Here is a 15,029-nt window from a genome sequence, read left to right as displayed (position 1 = left end):
GGACTGCACGCGCGGTCCGGGCCCTGATTTCATTCCGCTTCGACACCCTGGGGAGAATCTGGGGAGAATAAGTCTGGGGTGGCCTCGAACCAGGCGTCCATCGCTGCCCGCCCGCGGCCATCCGCCTCGGGCATCATGTGCGCGTAAATCCGGAGCGTGATACTCGGGTCCGCGTGGCCCAGCCACTTCGAGACTGCCACCGGGTTCTCCCGAGCGTCCAGGTGCACCGACGCGAAGGTATGCCTCAGGGCGTGGAACCCGTGCTCCCTGCTCTCCTCGTACTTCAGCACGGTGCACTCTCTCTTACCGTCGCTGGAGACCTGCTGGAGCATCTCAGGTTCCGTGATGACGCCGGCCGCGGCAAGGGCAGGCTTCCACTGGCGCAGATTCCAGCTGTCCCTGCGGAGCGGACCACCCCGTACTGCGGTAACGACCAAGACATGCGTCTGGGGCGCCCAGTCCTTGCGCTCCTTCTCCGAGGTCGGCGTCTCCGGGTTCATCCAGGGCAGGGTCACGCCAGAAGCCGGGAATGCCTCGAGGTGGCTGCGCAGCCTGCTCGCCACTTGACCCGGCAGTGGCACATCGCGCGTCTTGCCCCCTTTGGGAGGTGCAAATACGAGCCTGCCGCCGATCTTGCGGATCTGCCGGCGGACATGGATAACGCCGGCCCCCTCATCGATGTCCTCAACGGACAGCCCGAAGACTTCCCCTTGCCGTAGCCCGACACCCACGCCCAGATCGACCATCACCTGGAACCGCGAGTCCATGGCCTTTTGAACGGCCCGAACTCGATCACGTTGCCAGGCCCGCGCCTTGCGCTCCGGGCGCTTTGGCAACCCGGCCCTGACAGATCGATAGGTTGCGTAATTTCGTGGGATCCGCTCGTCCTCAACAGCCATCTGCAGAATGGACGACAGATAGCCCCAGGCCGCGAGTGCAGTCCCTGGGCCAGTCTGCTTGTTGAGCTCTTTCACGAAGGCGCGCAGCTGTGCGACCTTGATCGCGTTGAGCGTCTGGTGTCCCATGAGTGGGATGATGTGGTTCCACACGCGGCCCTTGACGGTTTGAAGCGTAGACACATCGCCCGTAACTGACGGCCACCACTCGTCTTCGATGTACTCGGTGAGCGTCAGGTTGCCGCTGCGGGGGTCGATGAACTCCCCTGCGCGGCTCTTGCTCTGGGCGTCTGCGAGCCAGGCGTCTGCGCCGTCGGGGCCGGTCTTGTTTTCGAAGGAGCGGTCGCGGACGCCGGGGATGCCGGCGACCCGCCATCGCTTGCCCTGGCCATACCGGGCGGTCTTGCGCTTCTTACCAGTCTTGGGATCGGGCTTCTTGGTCCACCAGCGATCCTCGATGTATCCGGCCATAGGGCTCCTTGAGCAGAGGTGAGCGCATGGACACGATCTCACCTCTCCACAGCTGGAACCACTGTCCTCCGGCGAGGACTTGGGCCGTGGCGATGTTCAGCGCGGCGACTCCCTCGGGGAGGAAGAAGCCGCGGTAGAGCTCGAAGCGGACGGTACCTCGTGTTTCGCGGACGGCTACGGGCTCGTCGAAGGTTCGCGCCTTGTCGTACACGTACTGGACGTCGAGCATCCTGCACCCCCAGGCCGTGGGAACAGGGGTGTGGGGGAGTCCCCTGATGTGACGGGTTGAATCCGGAAAGCTACCCTCCGAAATTTGAACGCACAACCAGAATCCACAAGTCGTTCCGATTTGCGTAGCTTCGTTCGGCCGTCACCGTCACTCTTCGTCGACGTTCTCCACGGCCTCGATCATGGCTCGCCACCGGCGCTTGGCGGTGGGTGTCATGCCTGCCAGGTGGGCGACGATCACACGCACGTCATCGTCGTAGCCGGATAGCTCGGTCGCCTTGTAGTCGAGGAACTGTCGCGCCGCGGCCCGCTGCACCACGGTCAGCGGCTGCCGTAGCGCGGCGGCGATAGCTCGCAGCCGGGCGGCGTTCGGGGCCGTCGTGACGGCATTGGTGGCCAGCTTCTGCATGTACGGCTTCGAGAGCTGCTCGCCCGTCTCGGGGTCGACCGCTCGATCCGCGAGCTGCTGATAGGAGGCGCCGGCGTCGTTGGCCTCGCGCACCAGGCGGCTCAGCTCATCGCGGTCCAGCTGCTCGGCAAGGGAGTCGGGCACTGCTGACCCCTCGGGGTGGTGCTGACGGTCGGCAGCAGCCGCCTCCATGTCATCGTCCCTTCGCGTTTCATCCACGGTCGTCTCGTCTCTAGGCCGCGCTGACTCTACAAAACGCAGGTCAGCCGGTACAACCATTCCCCGCCGCAGACGAATCGTCTACGAATCGAGGTTAGCGCTCAAGCTACTGCGCGGAAACTTCTAATTTGGCCGTTCGGATCGGTAGACGAAGCGGCTCCTGCTGTGCTTATCTGTTCTCATCGAGAACCGATCCGTTCCACTGGAGATCCGTTGAGAGTGCGCTACCGGCTCCGCGACAGAGGTGTCCTGCAGTACCTCATGCAGCACCCCGGGCGCGGCACTCCATACACCGTCAGATCGCTGGCAGATGCCATCGGCCTGAGCCACCACTCACTCATAGGGCACCTGGTCAGCGGACGTCGCGCTGACTGTGACGCGGGCACGGCCCACAACATCGCGGAGTCCCTCGGCGTTGCCGTACTGGTGCTTTTCGCGCCCCCGGCGTCTCCAGATCCGAACAACACGGATCCCAACACCGCCCCACCGGACTAAGGAGAGCATGTGGCCAGCAAGACACCCCCGGACGGCTTCGTCTTCATCGACGACAGCCCCAACGGGCCGGGTATCGCTTCACGCCTGGGCATCACGCCCGGCACCTACCGCAAGTGGCGCATGGCTGGAAAGGGTCCTGAGACCTTCTTCCTCGGCAAGCACGTCTGCGCCCGGATCGAATCCGTAGACGCCTACATCAGGGACCTGGAACTGCAGGCCCAGCAGCCGTCGCAGGATTCCCGACCCCCCGAGGCCCGACGGCCCAAGCGGTCCGCGGCTCGCCGGCCGCGGAAGAGCTCCACCGACACCCCCTGCGAGCTCGCCCTCGCGGGCTGAGCTACCCGCCGCTTAGCGGCAAACGGCCCCAACCGCCGGGCTCTCACACACCGGCAGCGGGGCCTAGACGCACCACCCACACACATCAAAGAAGGGCAGGCGTCATGAACGCCATCTTCGCATCCGCATCGGTACCCAACTCTTCCACCCCGGCTCTCCGCCGCATCTCCGACCTGGACATGCATGCCGCCCAGGTGGAGCGGGAGATCAAGCTCCGCACGGCCTACGAACTGGACCGTCTCCAGCAGCGGATGCCGCTGACGGATGGCCGGCTGGCTGAGCAGCGGCACTGGCTGGACGCCGACCTCGACACGAGCTTCCCGCTCCCCGGCATTGCGCACCCGAAGGTGAACAGCACTTCCACCCAAGACGTTTTGACCGCCCTGTCGGGTGGTGACCTGCCCGCCACGGCGGCGCGTGAGGGTCGCTGCCTGATGCCGCCGATCGGCTGCGGTCGGCCCCTCGCGGAGATCGCCGACACCCGGCTGTTCCGCTCCCAGGCCGAGGCCGCGCAGTACGAGGCGGAGTACCGCATCACCGGCCTGTGCCCCAACTGCCAGGACGCCCTGGACGTCGACGAGGAGGCTGGCCGTGGCTGACGACTACCCGGAGATCGCGGCCCGCTTCGCCCGCGACACCGCCCAGCACCAGATGATCGTCCTGCACGGCGACGGCCTGTACCGGCACCTGCGATTCGCCAGCGCGGAGCGCGGCGGCTTCCACGCCTTCGAGCTGATCACGTGGCCGTACAACCTCGTCGTCAAGGCGGGCTGGACGTTCCACTTCGACATCGACGCCACCCCCGACATGTTCGACCTGTTCCGCAACACGTCGTTCAGCGGCGAGATCAACCCTAGCTACTGGCAGGAGAAGGTCCGCGCCGGACGCGACGAGGTCGAGGCGTTCAGCGACGAGCTGTTCGAGCGCCAGGTCAAGGAGCATGTCGTCCGGGCAATCCGTGAGGGCGATGCCCCGCGCGGCATCGGCGCCGAGGTAACTCGCGACATCTTCGAGTGGGGCGACATCAGCCACGAGGCTGGCGCCCGCAAGGAGCTGGACGACTTCCGCTACGAGGGCTGGACGTTCGGCGAGACCTGGGAGTGGGACTTCAGCGACTACACGCCGGGCTTCCTGCACTGCTGCCACGCGATCCGTCGCGGCATCGACCTGTACGACGCCGCCCGGAAGGCGGTGGCAGCGTGAGCGGCTACCGAGCAAGGCTCGAAGCGGAGAAGAAGAAGGGCCAGCGCGAGGCTGACGCCTGGAACACCCGCCACCCGGTCGGCACGCGTGTGATGGCGTACCCCGGCATCCGCCCGGAACATCCGGTCGCAGTCGCCCACCAGAAGAGGGTCGACGAAGGCCGCACCTACGGGGAAACCGACCCGTGCACGCGGCTGGAGACCACGACCCGGACCTCGGCGTGGATCCTCGGCCACGGTGAGCCTGTCGTCTCCGTCGACGGCTACGCCGGCGGCATCTGCCTCACTCACATCGACGTGATCGAGGGCGGTGAGGCGTCGTGACCATCATCGACGACCTGACCGCCGCCCCGGCGGCCGGCGGGTACGCAGCCCTCGCCGACGGCACCGTCATCGACCTGCGGCACCAGCAGATGGATGCGACAGGCATCCCGTGGGAGTGGACCGGCCAACGCGACACCACCGGGCAGCCGCTGATGCGGTCGTGGCGCCGGGACCTGCGCGGCCACTTCCTGCCCACCATCTCGACTCTCACCGCGGTGCCGCTCCAGGACTTGCACGACTGGCACGGGCCCCTGCACCAAATGCCGGCCCGGCCGACGTTCACCCGCCCGATCCGGCCAACTCCGGCCGACGTTTTCGGAGGCATCTCGTGACCAGCACCCTCCTGACGGCCCGCGACCAAAGCCGCGCGTACAGCCTCCTGTCGCAGGTTGCCGAGGCCGCAACGGACCTGCCGGCGGCCGAGGTTCATGTACGGGGCCACATCAACCTGTCGGCGCTGGTGACCATCGACCTGTCGTTCCACGGCGAGCCGGACGCGTTCGACGCGTGGCTGCGGGCGCTGGACATCGCGCCCGCGGGGGTGCACACCCGCCGGGTCGAGTTCGGCGGGTGGGTGTCCAGCACCCACACCACGATCGACGGGATCGCCATCGTCCTCACCCTGCACCACCGGCAGGACGCCCCGGCGATGGCTCTGGCGGCGGCGGCATGACCGCCACCCCGCGGGCCATCGACCCCGACTTCGCGCGCTCGCTCGCCGACGGACTCACCGAGTCCTACGAGGCGTACTGCCAGCGGCTCGACGCCAAGAGCGCCACGGAGCCGGTCGGCGAGCCCAATGACGGGGAGGTCACGTCGTGACCGCCCCCGAGTGGATCGCCGCCGTCCTCGGCGCCATCGCCGCCGCAATGATCGTCGCCTCCCAGCGAGGCAACAGGAAGGAGGACCAGTGACCATCCGGATCATTCTCCGCCTCCGTCGACAGCTTGCTGAATCCCGTGGGGAGACCGCCCGGATCGAGCGGGAACTCCGCAGCCTCGACAGCGAGATCACCGACGTGCGGGACGCCAACACCCAACTCCGCCAGGAAGCCGCAGTCGCCCTCGAACGACAGGTGGCCGCGATGGAGACGATCGACCATCTCGCCGCTGAACGCGAGCGCCTGCTGGCCAAGCTTGAGCAGGCAATCAACTGGGCCACCGAGGTCGGACGCGTCAACGCCTGCGTCGACCGCCAGAACCAGGAGCGGGCCGCCGACAACGAGCGCCTCCGCCGCGAACTCGCCGCCCGCACACAGCCGATCGCCCGCGTCATCCCGCTGCAGCAGCGCGGCCCCTCCGCCGCCTGAAACACCCCACCGCACGCCATTCGAAGGGACAGCCATGCCCGAAACAGAAGGCATCCCCGTCGCAGCCGTGATCAATCTCCCGCTGGACGACGGCGGCACCATGCGCGTTCGGCAGACCATCCACGCCCAGCTCACCGAGACGGCCGGCCTGGTCGTCTTCCCACTGCTTCTCGGCCCCCTCGCCGTCGAGAAGGACTGGTGGAGCGTCACCCACGCCCCCAGCGGTAAGCGCATCCCCATTAGCTTCCGCAGCCCCGAAGCGGCAACGGCCTTTGCTAACGCCGCCGGTCCGCTCGTCGACTGGATCACCGACCGGCCCCGGGTGCAGAAGCAGGCGGTCCTGGATCTCGCTCACGAGCACGACGGCTACACCGACGAGCAGTACATGGCCGCGCAGCGCAAGGCCGCCGCTTAAGCCCTTGCATGGCAACCCCGCCCGCCCAAATCGGGCGGGGTTGCCACCAACCAAGGAGAACACACAGTGGCTAATACCACCGGCATCGAATGGACCGATGCCACCTGGAACGTCGTCACCGGCTGCGAGAAGGTCTCGCCCGGCTGCGACAACTGCTATGCGGAGACCTTCGCCGAGCGCTGGCGCGGCACCCTCGGGCACTACTTCGAGAACGGCTTCGACATCACGCTCCGACCGGAGCGGATGACGATCCCCCTGAGGTGGCGCAAGGCACGCAAGGTCTTCGTCAACTCGATGTCCGACCTGTTCCACAAGGACATCCCCGACGACTACATCGCCCGCGTGTGGGCGGTCATGGCGCTCACGCCGCAGCACACCTATCAGATCCTGACCAAGCGCCATGCTCGGATGCGGTCGCTGGTCGGCAGCAGCTCCTTCCGCCTGCTGTGCGAGAAGGAGCAGGCAGCCCTCGTCGCCGACGATGCGACGCCGTTGGCGCGCTACGAGCGAGAGCAGAAGACCTCTCAGTGGTGGAGCGACTTCGCCAAGCCGCTCCGCAACGTGTGGCTCGGGGTGAGCGTCGAGGACCAGAAGCGTGCCAACCTCCGCATCCCCGCCCTGGTCGACACCCCGGCCGCGGTGCGGTTCCTGTCCTGCGAGCCACTGCTCGGGCCGGTCGACCTGTCCGCCTGGATGCCCGAGGGCACGGCCAGCTGGCGCTGCCAAGAACCGTCATGCCGACGCTACTTCTCCGGCCCACTCCAGCGGCACTGCCCGAACTGCGGCGCCGAAGGCATGTGGAGCGGCAGCCACACCGGCAACGGCCGCCCGAACGAGCAGCCGATCGGCTGGGTCATCGCCGGAGGCGAGTCCGGACCCGGAGCCCGCCCTATGAGCCCAGACTGGGCCCGCTCCCTCCGCGACCAGTGCGCCGCCGCCGAGGTGCCGTTCCTCTTCAAGCAGTGGGGCGCCTACCAGCCCACCGGCTACATGGCCATCGGCGCTCGCGACAAGGGATGCGTGTTCGTCGGCGACCCGATCGACGACCTCGGCCACCGCTGGGAAATGCGGCGAGTCGGCAAGAAGAACGCCGGCCGCCAGCTCGACGGCCGCACCTGGGATCAGTTCCCCGTGGGCCGAGCCACTGAGGCGGCGGTGTGAACACCACCAAGGAGACCACGCCCATGCCGAACATCCCCGACGACATCAACTGGACCCTCATCAACACCGAGGACTGGGGCGGTGGCCTGGAGCGCACCTACCGCGCCGAGGACATCGGACACGCCGGCTGCGGCGGCGACGTCCTTCTCGTCCACCTGCACGACGAAATGGGCGCGATCACCGGCGCCCACTCCCGCTGCGCCAAGTGCGACGAAGACCTCACCGAACAGCAGCCAATCCGCTGCACCCGGTGCGGTGACGAAGACGGCCCGTTTACCGACGACGACCTGTGCGAGCCCTGCGCACGGCCCGTGCCCCTGGGCGGTGCCTTGTGACCAACCCACGCCACGCAAACGACACCGACCACGGCCGTTACTACACCGATCCGGCCGGCGGCCCCGACCTCGTCTCCGTCACCAACGTCCTCGCCACTTCCGTCAACAAGCCGGCTCTCATGCCCTGGGCGGTGAAGCTCACCGTCGAGTGGATCCTCGACCACCGCATGGAGGTCGCCCGCCGCGCCATCACCGGCCGGGACGACCTCACCAGGCAGATCAAGAAGGTCCACCGCGACGCCCGCGAAACTGCGGCCGACCTCGGCGACCGCATCCACAAAGCATGCGAGCTGCGACTCCTCAGCGCCCCCGTCGCCAACGATCCAGAAGTCGCCCCCTACCTCGCCCAGTTCGACCTGTGGCTTTCCTACTGGGGAGTCGACACGGCCAAGCACGTCGAAGCCACCGAAATCACGTGCCTGCACCGGCGCCTCGGATACGCCGGAACCGCAGACCTCCTCACATGGCTGCCGACCGGCAAGAACCGGGCCCTCGAACTGTGGCTGATCGACTACAAGACGTCGGCTACCCGCTCCGCCAAGTCCGTCTACCCGGAGAACACACAGCAACTGGCCGCGCTCCGCTACTGCGAGACGGTCCTCCTGCCGGACGACACCGAGCAGCCAATGCCGGCCATACAGCGAACCGGCGTGCTCAACCTTCGGGCCAAGTCCCACGCCCTCGTCGAGATGCCCGCCGACCGCGACGCCCACAAGGCGTTCCGCGGCGCCCTCGTCAACGCGCTCTGGCACCACGCCGCCCCCTCCTCCTACCCGGCACTCCTCGCCCCCGACCAGCCCGTCCCGGCACGGTGGCGCAACTTCCGAAAGGTGGCCTGACCGATGGGCTCCCGACTCCTCAACATCCAGCGCCGCGCTGCCGAGCACGGACGCCTCCGCACCGGCTACACCCAAGGCAACCGGCCCATGCGGTCAGCTACCTGGGTCGTCACCTCACACAGCGAAGAACACGTGAGCAAGGCAGCCGAACTGTGGGGCGGCGCCCCTGAGCAGTGGCAGCCGCTCAACTCGACCATCACGCAGTGGCGTGTCATCACAAAGGCTTCGTCGATCGAGGCGCTGATCACGCCCGGCGACCCGCTGAACCAGTACAACGAGATGTGGTCCAAGGGCGGCTGCCAGCGCCGGTGCGACGGTCAGACCGAGCTCCTGTCCCGCCAGCCCTGCCTGTGCGCCCGGCAGTTCGGTGAGGACTGGCACCAGCAGAAGAAGGGCACCGTCTGCTCCACCACGTCCCGCATGAACGTGATGCTCCCCGACCTTTCCGGTATGGGCATGTGGCGGGCCGAGACCCACAGCTTCTACGCCGCGCAGGAGTGGGGCGGCATGGTCGACATGGTCCTCGCCGGAACCAACGGCCAAGGGTTCGTCCCCGTCAACCTTCGCATCGAGCCACGGCAGCGTGTGTCGAACGGTGAGACGAAGAAGTTCCCCGTCGTCGTAGTCGAACTCCGTGGCGTCACCCCGCGGCAGGCCCTCGCCGGTCCGATGACGAGCGCCATGGCCCTCAACCCGGGCACTCAGGCAGCAGCCCCCGCACTGGAGGCGGGGCGCCCCGACTACCTGGCGCTCGCCGAGGGCGCCCTCACATCGGACGACGTCGGCGACGTGTACCGCCAAGCCCACGCCGCAGGCCACCTCAACAACGACCTGATCGCCGGACTCAAGGCCATCTCCGACCGCAAGAAGGCCGAGGAAGCCGGGCCCGACGAGGACGGCGCCTACCCCGCCGAAGTGGTCGAGACCACAGCCTAGCCCGCACGCGCCTGAGCCGGCCGCGGGCAATGCGGCCGGCTCAGAACCCCAGCACACCACACCTTGGAAGGCAACCACCATGACCGCCAAGACCATGCACAAGGCCGAAGCCGACCTGCGCACCACCCTCACCAGCCTCGCTGACCGGTGGGAGCAGATGGCCAAGTCGGCGCCCGACTTCGGGGGCGACGACCTGTTCATCGATGAGCCCACCCCGACGCAGCTGCAGCAGTTCGAACGTGCCACCACCTACCGCAAGACCGCCGCCGACCTCCGCGAGGTTCTCCGCATCGGTCAGATCCCGCACGACCTGATGACGGACGCCGAACTCGAGCAGCACGGCACCGCCCAGTAGGGCACCCCGGGCCGGCCCGCGGGCAATGCGGGCCAGCCCACCCCTCCAGGATCCCCCTCGATCGGAGAACCTCAATGCCTCGCTCTCTCACCCCGGCCGAGCGCCTGGCCGCCGCCGACAAGGACATCCGGCTCGACGACATCGTCGCCCGCACCGGCGACTGGGACCGCTTCATCGTCGAGCAGGCTGTCTGGCACTTCGGCCTGGCGAACGACACATTCGACTGCAATCAGCTCCGCGATGTGCTGCCCGAGCTGTCGCACGGCTACCTCGGTGCCGCCATCAACTCGCTGCGCACCGCTGGCGTGATCGAGCACACCGGGCAGATGGTGCCGTCCACCAGCGGCCCCACCCACGGCCATCGCATCTCTGTCTGGCGGTTGTCGGTGAAGGGCCTGGTCATAGCTGAGACCCGCGCCGCCCGGCCCAAGGAGGCCGCCGCGTGAGCGCCGACCTGGCGCACATTGCCGCCCTCGCCGCCGCGGCCCTCCTCATCGTCGCCCCGCTCCTCATCGCCGCCGCCTTCACCCACCTCGCCAACCGCCGCCGCAACCGACTCGCCCCCGAACTTGCCGCCCTCGAACGCATCTGGCGCCACCCCGCCCGACGCCGCCGCAACACCCGGAAGGAGCCCCGACCGTGACCCGCACCCCGCCTCAGCACGGAGAACGCGCCTGCTACCTCCGCGGATGCCGCCGCCCCGAATGCATCGACGCCAACAAGCGCTACTGCAAGCAATACCGAGTAGCCACCATCCACCGCCCCATCCGTGTGGACGCCACACCCGTGCGCCAGCGCCTCGAGCAGTGGAGCAACCAGGGCTACAGCCACACCCAGATCATCACCGTCGTCGGCGGAAGCAGCGGCGACATCAGCAAGATCCTCGCCGGGCAGCCCACCGTCGCGCCCAAGGTGGCCGCCCGCATCCTCGCCTCGGCCGGGCCCACCGGAACCCCCTTCCACGCCGTGACTGACAGCACCGGAACGATCCGTCGAGCTCAAGCCCTGCACACAATCGGTCACTCCTACTACAAGATCGCAGCCAGCGTCCCCATGGCCGTCAACCACCTCGGGCGACTCCTCGACAAGCAACCGCCAACTGTTCGCGTAGCCGTCGCTGAAGGCATGGCTGCCGCCTACAAGCGCCTCAGTGCAATCCCCGGCACCGACGGCAAAGCCAAAGCGCGAGCAGCCCGGCTCGGCTGGAAGTCCGTGGCCGCCTGGGACGACAACATCGACGACCCCGCCGCGACACCCGAGACAGACCAGAACGTCGTAGACCTCGACAACCGGCGGGAACTAGCAGCCCTTCGCCGCGCCGAGATCGAGCACCTCGCCTCCTTCAACATCCCCGAGCACGAGATCGCCAACCGGCTCGGCATGTCCCGCGACTACGTGCACGACCTCCTCCGCGACATGCGCAAGGACCGCTTCACCAAGCCGGCCATGGCCAGCGTCAGCAACCTGGAGGTCGCCGCATGAGCCGCCGCGACTGGCGCGACCAGGCCCTCTGCGCCCAGATCGACCCGGACCTCTTCGCCCCCGACGTCTGCAACTCGGCCACGGTTCGGGAGCCCAAAGCCACCTGCGCCAGATGCCCCGTCGAGACGACCTGCCTAGAGGACGCCCTCACCAAAGAGCTGGGTCTGCCACCCCAGATGAGGAGCGCAATCCGCGGAGGCAAAACACCCCGCGAACGAGCCGCCATCGACAAGACCCGCCACCGGCCGAACGCCGCCTAGACGCAACAACGCCCCGCAGCCAGAGCCGCGGGGCACCAGGCCCGAGTGGCGCAACTGGAAGACGCCGCGGTCTTAAACACCGCTCAGCTGCGGGTTCGACTCCCGTCTCGGGCACCCCCAGAACAACCGGAGACCTCTATGGACTACCAGCTCACCATCACCCCAACCGGCCACCCATCCACCCGCCGCACTGTCACTGGTGACAGTCCCACCGACCTTGCCGCCACTATCCACCGGCACGCCCGCGGACTCCTCGGCGGACAGGTCGACATCCAGCTCGACTTCGCGGCGCTCACGGGAAGCATCGTCCAGCACCACGCACACGTCGGGCAGTTCGCCCTCAAGCCCATCGAGCACGAGCCCACCCCCACCCCGGACACCAGCGCACCCGACCACGTCGCACACGGCTACACACTCCGGGACCTGCACGCCCTGGCCCGCACCGCATGCGCCGCCGACCGGTCCCTGTCATCCGACATGATCACCCGCTACGACACGGCATGGTCAGCGATCGCCGAGCACCTCTGCACCGCCGAAACCCCGCCCGGCTGGAACGAGCTGACCCGCGTGGGATGGCAGGCGATCTACACGGAGATCCGTGAGCAGCGGCATCTCTACGGAATTCCCCGTGACTACGTTGAGCGGGATGACTGTGATCGCCGCTTCGCTGCCTACTGGCAGCCTCAACTCATTGACGAAGACAAATGTTACGGGAACAGGCAGAGGTACGCAGTGGCCACCGCCCCCCGGTTCGCCATCTACTGGCGACCGGTATCCCTTCCCCCGGCCGACGAGCAGCTAACCGAACGCATCGCCGTCCACCAGGTGCTTGCCACCCTCCCGGAGCACCAGCGAGAAGCCGTAGTGGCCCTTGCGGCCCAAGAAGACTACCAGCGGGCCGCCGAGAGTCTCGGCCTGAAGTACGGCACGCTCACCGCCCGCATCCGACTCGGCCGTGGCACTTTCCGCGACCTATGGTTCTCGCCCGAGACCGCCCCACCCACCAAGGGCACAGACCGACGCGTCGCATCCCGGGCCGGCGTGTCCACCCACTGCCCGCAAGACCACGAGTACACGCCGGAGAACACCCGCTACACCCGGCGAGGCAAGGACGGCCGGAAGTCCCGCCGCTGCCGGGCCTGCGAGCGTGCCCGTGGTGCGGCGCGACGGCAGCACAAGCAGGAACTGGCGGTGGCCTGATGCGCCAGCCCGAGCCAGACAATCCGATCGAGCAGCTACGGGAATTCCTCCAGCTCGCGGTGCCGCTGATGATCCGCGACCTCGAGTACCGGGCCGCACGCGGTGAAGTGAGCGAGGCGTGGCTGATCGGCACGTCCCGCCGTGGTGGCGCCTCCCTGGGCGCACGCGGTGACGCCCTGCTGTTCTCCGACAGGACGCCGCGCAAGGGCAGACAGCGTGACGTCGTGACACGGACGACGCAGGACCTGGTCGAGGGCATAGCGGCCGCGGCCCTACTGGCCGGCCCAGACGGGATCGATGTGTTCGGCGACCACTACGGACCTCCCCCAGGCCCTCCACCCGCAGCCCCATCCGTGCCTGCGCCCCAGCCCACTGCCCCAGCGCCCCGCACCACCCACGACGCGCCACTCACCGGCACCTACCTGTAGCCGCACACAACAACGCCCCACGGAAACCACGGGGCGAGGAAGGGAGGGGAGAGGGATGAGGTCAGTCGGAGGCAGGCAACTTGGGGACGAGGACGCGTTCCTCGCCGAGGGCTTCCAAGGCGCGCTCGTAGAAGTCCATGCCGACCAGGACGGCCACACGCTTTCCGCGGGACGTCATCACAGTCGTCTCGTCGTAGTAGCGGGCTCGTTCGATCGCATCGGCGAGCGCGTTGCGCACGTCCGCGATCTTCTCCTGGTGCTCCTTCTTCAGCGCGGTCATGTCGGCAGTGTACCTCACAGACGTGATGTACATGAGCGCGGTGAGCGCTATTATGTACACGAGCCTCCGATGCGCCAGGGCCGCGACAAGCGACCGCCCTGAGGGCCTGGTTCCACGCGCCCGCCATCAACCGCACCGTCCGAAGGAACCCACCAATGGCCGTCTCCAAGCGACTCCGCTACGAGATCCTCCGCAGGGACCAGCACACCTGCCGCTACTGCGGCGCCACCGCCCCCGACGTGCCGCTGCGCATCGACCACGTCACCCCCGTCGCGCTCGGCGGCACCGACACCCCCGACAACCTCGTCACCGCATGCCAGGACTGCAACAGCGGCAAAAGCTCGGCGAGCCCCGACGCACACCACGTCGACAACGTCAGCCAGGACGCCCTCCGCTGGGCCGACGCCATGAAGCAGGCAGCCGACAACCTGCGCAAGCAGGAAACCCCCAAGCTTGAATACCGCGACGCCTTCCTCGCCGAATGGAACCGCTGGCATGTCGGCAAGGGTGAGGCCAAGGAGGTGCCGCTCCCGAACGACTGGAAGCCGGCCATGGACCGGTTCCGCGTCGCCGGTGTCCCCACCTGGATGTGGGGAGACATCGTCGACATCGGCATGACCAACGAGAAGGTCAAGCCGGAGAATACCTTCCGCTACTGCTGCGGCATTGCCTGGAACAAGGTCACCGCGTTGCAGGCTGAAGCCCGGCGCATCGTCGCTCCCGACGCACCCCAGCCTGAGCTGTCTCCGCTTCCTGAGGCCCTGGCGGCGGCTGCCCTCGAGGTGTGGCGCTACGAAACCTGCGAAGCCCTTACGGATGCGCAGGAAGCAGAACTGCGAGCGGGCGTCGTCGAGGCAGTCAAAGACAGCATCGGCGCCGACGAGATCATCAGGGCGGCAAAGCACGCTGCCTGGATCGGGTACTCGAGTATTCCGGAAGGCCTCGCCGACATCGCGGCGGAAGCCCGCCACATGGGAACCCTCAACATCTGGGAGTCGGCGTGGGCAGCCAGTAGCGGGGCGAGGCCGTCGACGGACGAGTTCAAGGCCTTCACCGAGTCCTGTTCCGCGCTTGCGAGGTCCGGTGCGAGCACCGAGCAGATCCATCTCGCTGCAGCATTTGCCGGATCCCACCTGACCCCGCATCTGTACCTCGGGCTCGACGTCGATCACCTTGAGTCGGCCAACGTGAAGTGGGCACGGCAGCGCGCCGTCGACTTCTGGGCTGCATCGTCTGCTGCGACTAGCCACCGCTGGCCGAGCGTGGAGGAGCGCGAAGCGGTCAATCGGTCGATCGATCGAATCCAAGGTGACGGCGGATTCCGAGTCCACGATTTGTGGGCCGCCGCTGCGGCTGCCGGCGCATACGAGGACACCGATCTTTCTACTGCCATTACCCGCAACCTGTCGGTCTTCGAGATCGCCGCCCAGCCGATGGCGGGGGCGTGAA

At 67.6% G+C, this 15,029-nt stretch carries 25 protein-coding genes and 1 tRNA gene; 22 read left to right on the top strand and 4 right to left on the bottom strand.

The features are described from left to right. Window positions 1-29: 29 nt before the first annotated feature. The 3 genes from SNA_RS17565 to SNA_RS17560 all read right to left on the bottom strand — a co-directional run bounded on the left by SNA_RS17565 (window position 30) and on the right by SNA_RS17560 (window position 2,196). Window positions 30-1,367 carry a site-specific integrase gene (locus SNA_RS17565; RefSeq protein WP_030064908.1) on the bottom strand — a complete coding sequence of 446 codons (1,338 nt, stop codon included), beginning with the start codon at window positions 1,365-1,367 and terminating at the stop codon, window positions 30-32. Then, window positions 1,309-1,596, bottom strand: a complete 288-nt coding sequence (locus SNA_RS42430; RefSeq protein WP_157879964.1) for a hypothetical protein — start codon at window positions 1,594-1,596, stop codon at window positions 1,309-1,311. Before SNA_RS42430 ends, SNA_RS17565 begins: the two co-directional genes overlap by 59 nt. 147 nt (window positions 1,597-1,743) lie before the next feature. Beyond that, on the bottom strand, window positions 1,744-2,196 hold the full coding sequence (locus SNA_RS17560; protein ID WP_157879963.1) for an XRE family transcriptional regulator: 453 nt from the start codon (window positions 2,194-2,196) through the stop codon (window positions 1,744-1,746). 531 nt (window positions 2,197-2,727) lie between these two features. Between SNA_RS17560 and SNA_RS43235 the strand changes: the two genes are divergently transcribed. From SNA_RS43235 to SNA_RS17460, 21 genes are all read left to right on the top strand, one after another. Beyond that, window positions 2,728-3,054: a hypothetical protein gene (locus SNA_RS43235; RefSeq protein ID WP_030064905.1), complete on the top strand. Its 327-nt coding sequence runs from the start codon at window positions 2,728-2,730 to the stop codon at window positions 3,052-3,054. Between the two features lie 104 nt (window positions 3,055-3,158). Beyond that, the gene (locus SNA_RS17550) at window positions 3,159-3,653 is read left to right on the top strand and encodes a hypothetical protein (RefSeq protein ID WP_030064904.1); all 495 of its coding nucleotides are present in this window, start codon (window positions 3,159-3,161) and stop codon (window positions 3,651-3,653) included. Beyond that, complete coding sequence (locus SNA_RS38370; protein WP_051877196.1) at window positions 3,646-4,257, top strand: hypothetical protein; 612 nt, start codon at window positions 3,646-3,648, stop codon at window positions 4,255-4,257. The genes SNA_RS17550 and SNA_RS38370 overlap by 8 nt, the downstream gene beginning before the upstream one ends. Then, a complete protein-coding gene (locus tag SNA_RS17540) occupies window positions 4,254-4,580 on the top strand; it encodes a hypothetical protein (RefSeq protein ID WP_030064902.1) in 327 nt (108 codons plus the stop codon). The genes SNA_RS38370 and SNA_RS17540 overlap by 4 nt, the downstream gene beginning before the upstream one ends. Beyond that, window positions 4,577-4,912, top strand: coding sequence for a phiSA1p31-related protein (locus SNA_RS17535; protein WP_030064901.1), 336 nt, complete (start codon window positions 4,577-4,579; stop codon window positions 4,910-4,912). Before SNA_RS17540 ends, SNA_RS17535 begins: the two co-directional genes overlap by 4 nt. Beyond that, complete coding sequence (locus SNA_RS17530; protein ID WP_030064900.1) at window positions 4,909-5,253, top strand: hypothetical protein; 345 nt, start codon at window positions 4,909-4,911, stop codon at window positions 5,251-5,253. The genes SNA_RS17535 and SNA_RS17530 overlap by 4 nt, the downstream gene beginning before the upstream one ends. Beyond that, window positions 5,250-5,402 carry a hypothetical protein gene (locus tag SNA_RS42425; RefSeq protein WP_157879962.1) on the top strand — a complete coding sequence of 51 codons (153 nt, stop codon included), beginning with the start codon at window positions 5,250-5,252 and terminating at the stop codon, window positions 5,400-5,402. The genes SNA_RS17530 and SNA_RS42425 overlap by 4 nt, the downstream gene beginning before the upstream one ends. Before the next feature lie 88 nt (window positions 5,403-5,490). Further along, a complete protein-coding gene (locus tag SNA_RS17525; RefSeq protein ID WP_030064899.1) occupies window positions 5,491-5,889 on the top strand; it encodes a hypothetical protein in 399 nt (132 codons plus the stop codon). A gap of 34 nt (window positions 5,890-5,923) precedes the next feature. Then, entirely contained in the window at window positions 5,924-6,304 is a 381-nt protein-coding gene (locus SNA_RS17520; protein ID WP_030064898.1) for a hypothetical protein, read from the top strand. 66 nt (window positions 6,305-6,370) lie between these two features. After that, window positions 6,371-7,465 (top strand): DUF5131 family protein, encoded by a 1,095-nt coding sequence (locus tag SNA_RS17515; protein WP_044365718.1) that lies wholly within the window; start codon window positions 6,371-6,373, stop codon window positions 7,463-7,465. Then, entirely contained in the window at window positions 7,462-7,800 is a 339-nt protein-coding gene (locus SNA_RS17510; protein ID WP_030064895.1) for a hypothetical protein, read from the top strand. Before SNA_RS17515 ends, SNA_RS17510 begins: the two co-directional genes overlap by 4 nt. Further along, window positions 7,797-8,639, top strand: coding sequence for a hypothetical protein (locus SNA_RS17505; protein ID WP_044365717.1), 843 nt, complete (start codon window positions 7,797-7,799; stop codon window positions 8,637-8,639). The genes SNA_RS17510 and SNA_RS17505 overlap by 4 nt, the downstream gene beginning before the upstream one ends. A gap of 3 nt (window positions 8,640-8,642) precedes the next feature. Further along, on the top strand, window positions 8,643-9,575 hold the full coding sequence (locus SNA_RS17500; protein ID WP_044365715.1) for a recombination directionality factor: 933 nt from the start codon (window positions 8,643-8,645) through the stop codon (window positions 9,573-9,575). A 79-nt stretch (window positions 9,576-9,654) separates the two neighbouring features. Beyond that, window positions 9,655-9,930, top strand: a complete 276-nt coding sequence (locus SNA_RS17495) for a hypothetical protein (RefSeq protein ID WP_030064892.1) — start codon at window positions 9,655-9,657, stop codon at window positions 9,928-9,930. A 74-nt stretch (window positions 9,931-10,004) separates the two neighbouring features. Beyond that, on the top strand, window positions 10,005-10,376 hold the full coding sequence (locus tag SNA_RS17490) for a hypothetical protein (RefSeq protein ID WP_030064891.1): 372 nt from the start codon (window positions 10,005-10,007) through the stop codon (window positions 10,374-10,376). Next, the gene (locus tag SNA_RS17485) at window positions 10,373-10,573 is read left to right on the top strand and encodes a hypothetical protein (protein ID WP_030064890.1); all 201 of its coding nucleotides are present in this window, start codon (window positions 10,373-10,375) and stop codon (window positions 10,571-10,573) included. Before SNA_RS17490 ends, SNA_RS17485 begins: the two co-directional genes overlap by 4 nt. Beyond that, a complete protein-coding gene (locus SNA_RS17480; RefSeq protein WP_044365713.1) occupies window positions 10,570-11,412 on the top strand; it encodes a hypothetical protein in 843 nt (280 codons plus the stop codon). The genes SNA_RS17485 and SNA_RS17480 overlap by 4 nt, the downstream gene beginning before the upstream one ends. Further along, window positions 11,409-11,672, top strand: a complete 264-nt coding sequence (locus SNA_RS17475) for a WhiB family transcriptional regulator (protein ID WP_030064887.1) — start codon at window positions 11,409-11,411, stop codon at window positions 11,670-11,672. Before SNA_RS17480 ends, SNA_RS17475 begins: the two co-directional genes overlap by 4 nt. 39 nt (window positions 11,673-11,711) lie before the next feature. Further along, window positions 11,712-11,786: transfer RNA gene (locus SNA_RS17470), tRNA-Leu, on the top strand. A gap of 24 nt (window positions 11,787-11,810) precedes the next feature. After that, complete coding sequence (locus tag SNA_RS17465; protein WP_037789034.1) at window positions 11,811-12,872, top strand: hypothetical protein; 1,062 nt, start codon at window positions 11,811-11,813, stop codon at window positions 12,870-12,872. Beyond that, window positions 12,872-13,300, top strand: a complete 429-nt coding sequence (locus tag SNA_RS17460) for a hypothetical protein (protein ID WP_030064886.1) — start codon at window positions 12,872-12,874, stop codon at window positions 13,298-13,300. The genes SNA_RS17465 and SNA_RS17460 overlap by 1 nt, the downstream gene beginning before the upstream one ends. A 61-nt stretch (window positions 13,301-13,361) precedes the next feature. Here SNA_RS17460 and SNA_RS17455 read toward each other — a convergent pair whose 3' ends face one another. Further along, the gene (locus SNA_RS17455; protein WP_030064885.1) at window positions 13,362-13,580 is read right to left on the bottom strand and encodes a type II toxin-antitoxin system prevent-host-death family antitoxin; all 219 of its coding nucleotides are present in this window, start codon (window positions 13,578-13,580) and stop codon (window positions 13,362-13,364) included. Between the two features lie 155 nt (window positions 13,581-13,735). Here SNA_RS17455 and SNA_RS38365 point away from each other — a divergent pair, with 155 nt between their 5' ends. Continuing rightward, window positions 13,736-15,028 carry an HNH endonuclease gene (locus SNA_RS38365; protein ID WP_037789033.1) on the top strand — a complete coding sequence of 431 codons (1,293 nt, stop codon included), beginning with the start codon at window positions 13,736-13,738 and terminating at the stop codon, window positions 15,026-15,028. The last annotated feature ends 1 nt before the right edge of the window (window position 15,029 follow it).

Origin of the sequence: Streptomyces natalensis ATCC 27448 (genome assembly GCF_000935125.1) — a bacterium.
GTDB lineage: Bacteria > Actinomycetota > Actinomycetes > Streptomycetales > Streptomycetaceae > Streptomyces > Streptomyces natalensis.
Note: the sequence above shows the minus strand (reverse complement) of the source record. Positions and strands in the feature narration are given on the sequence as shown.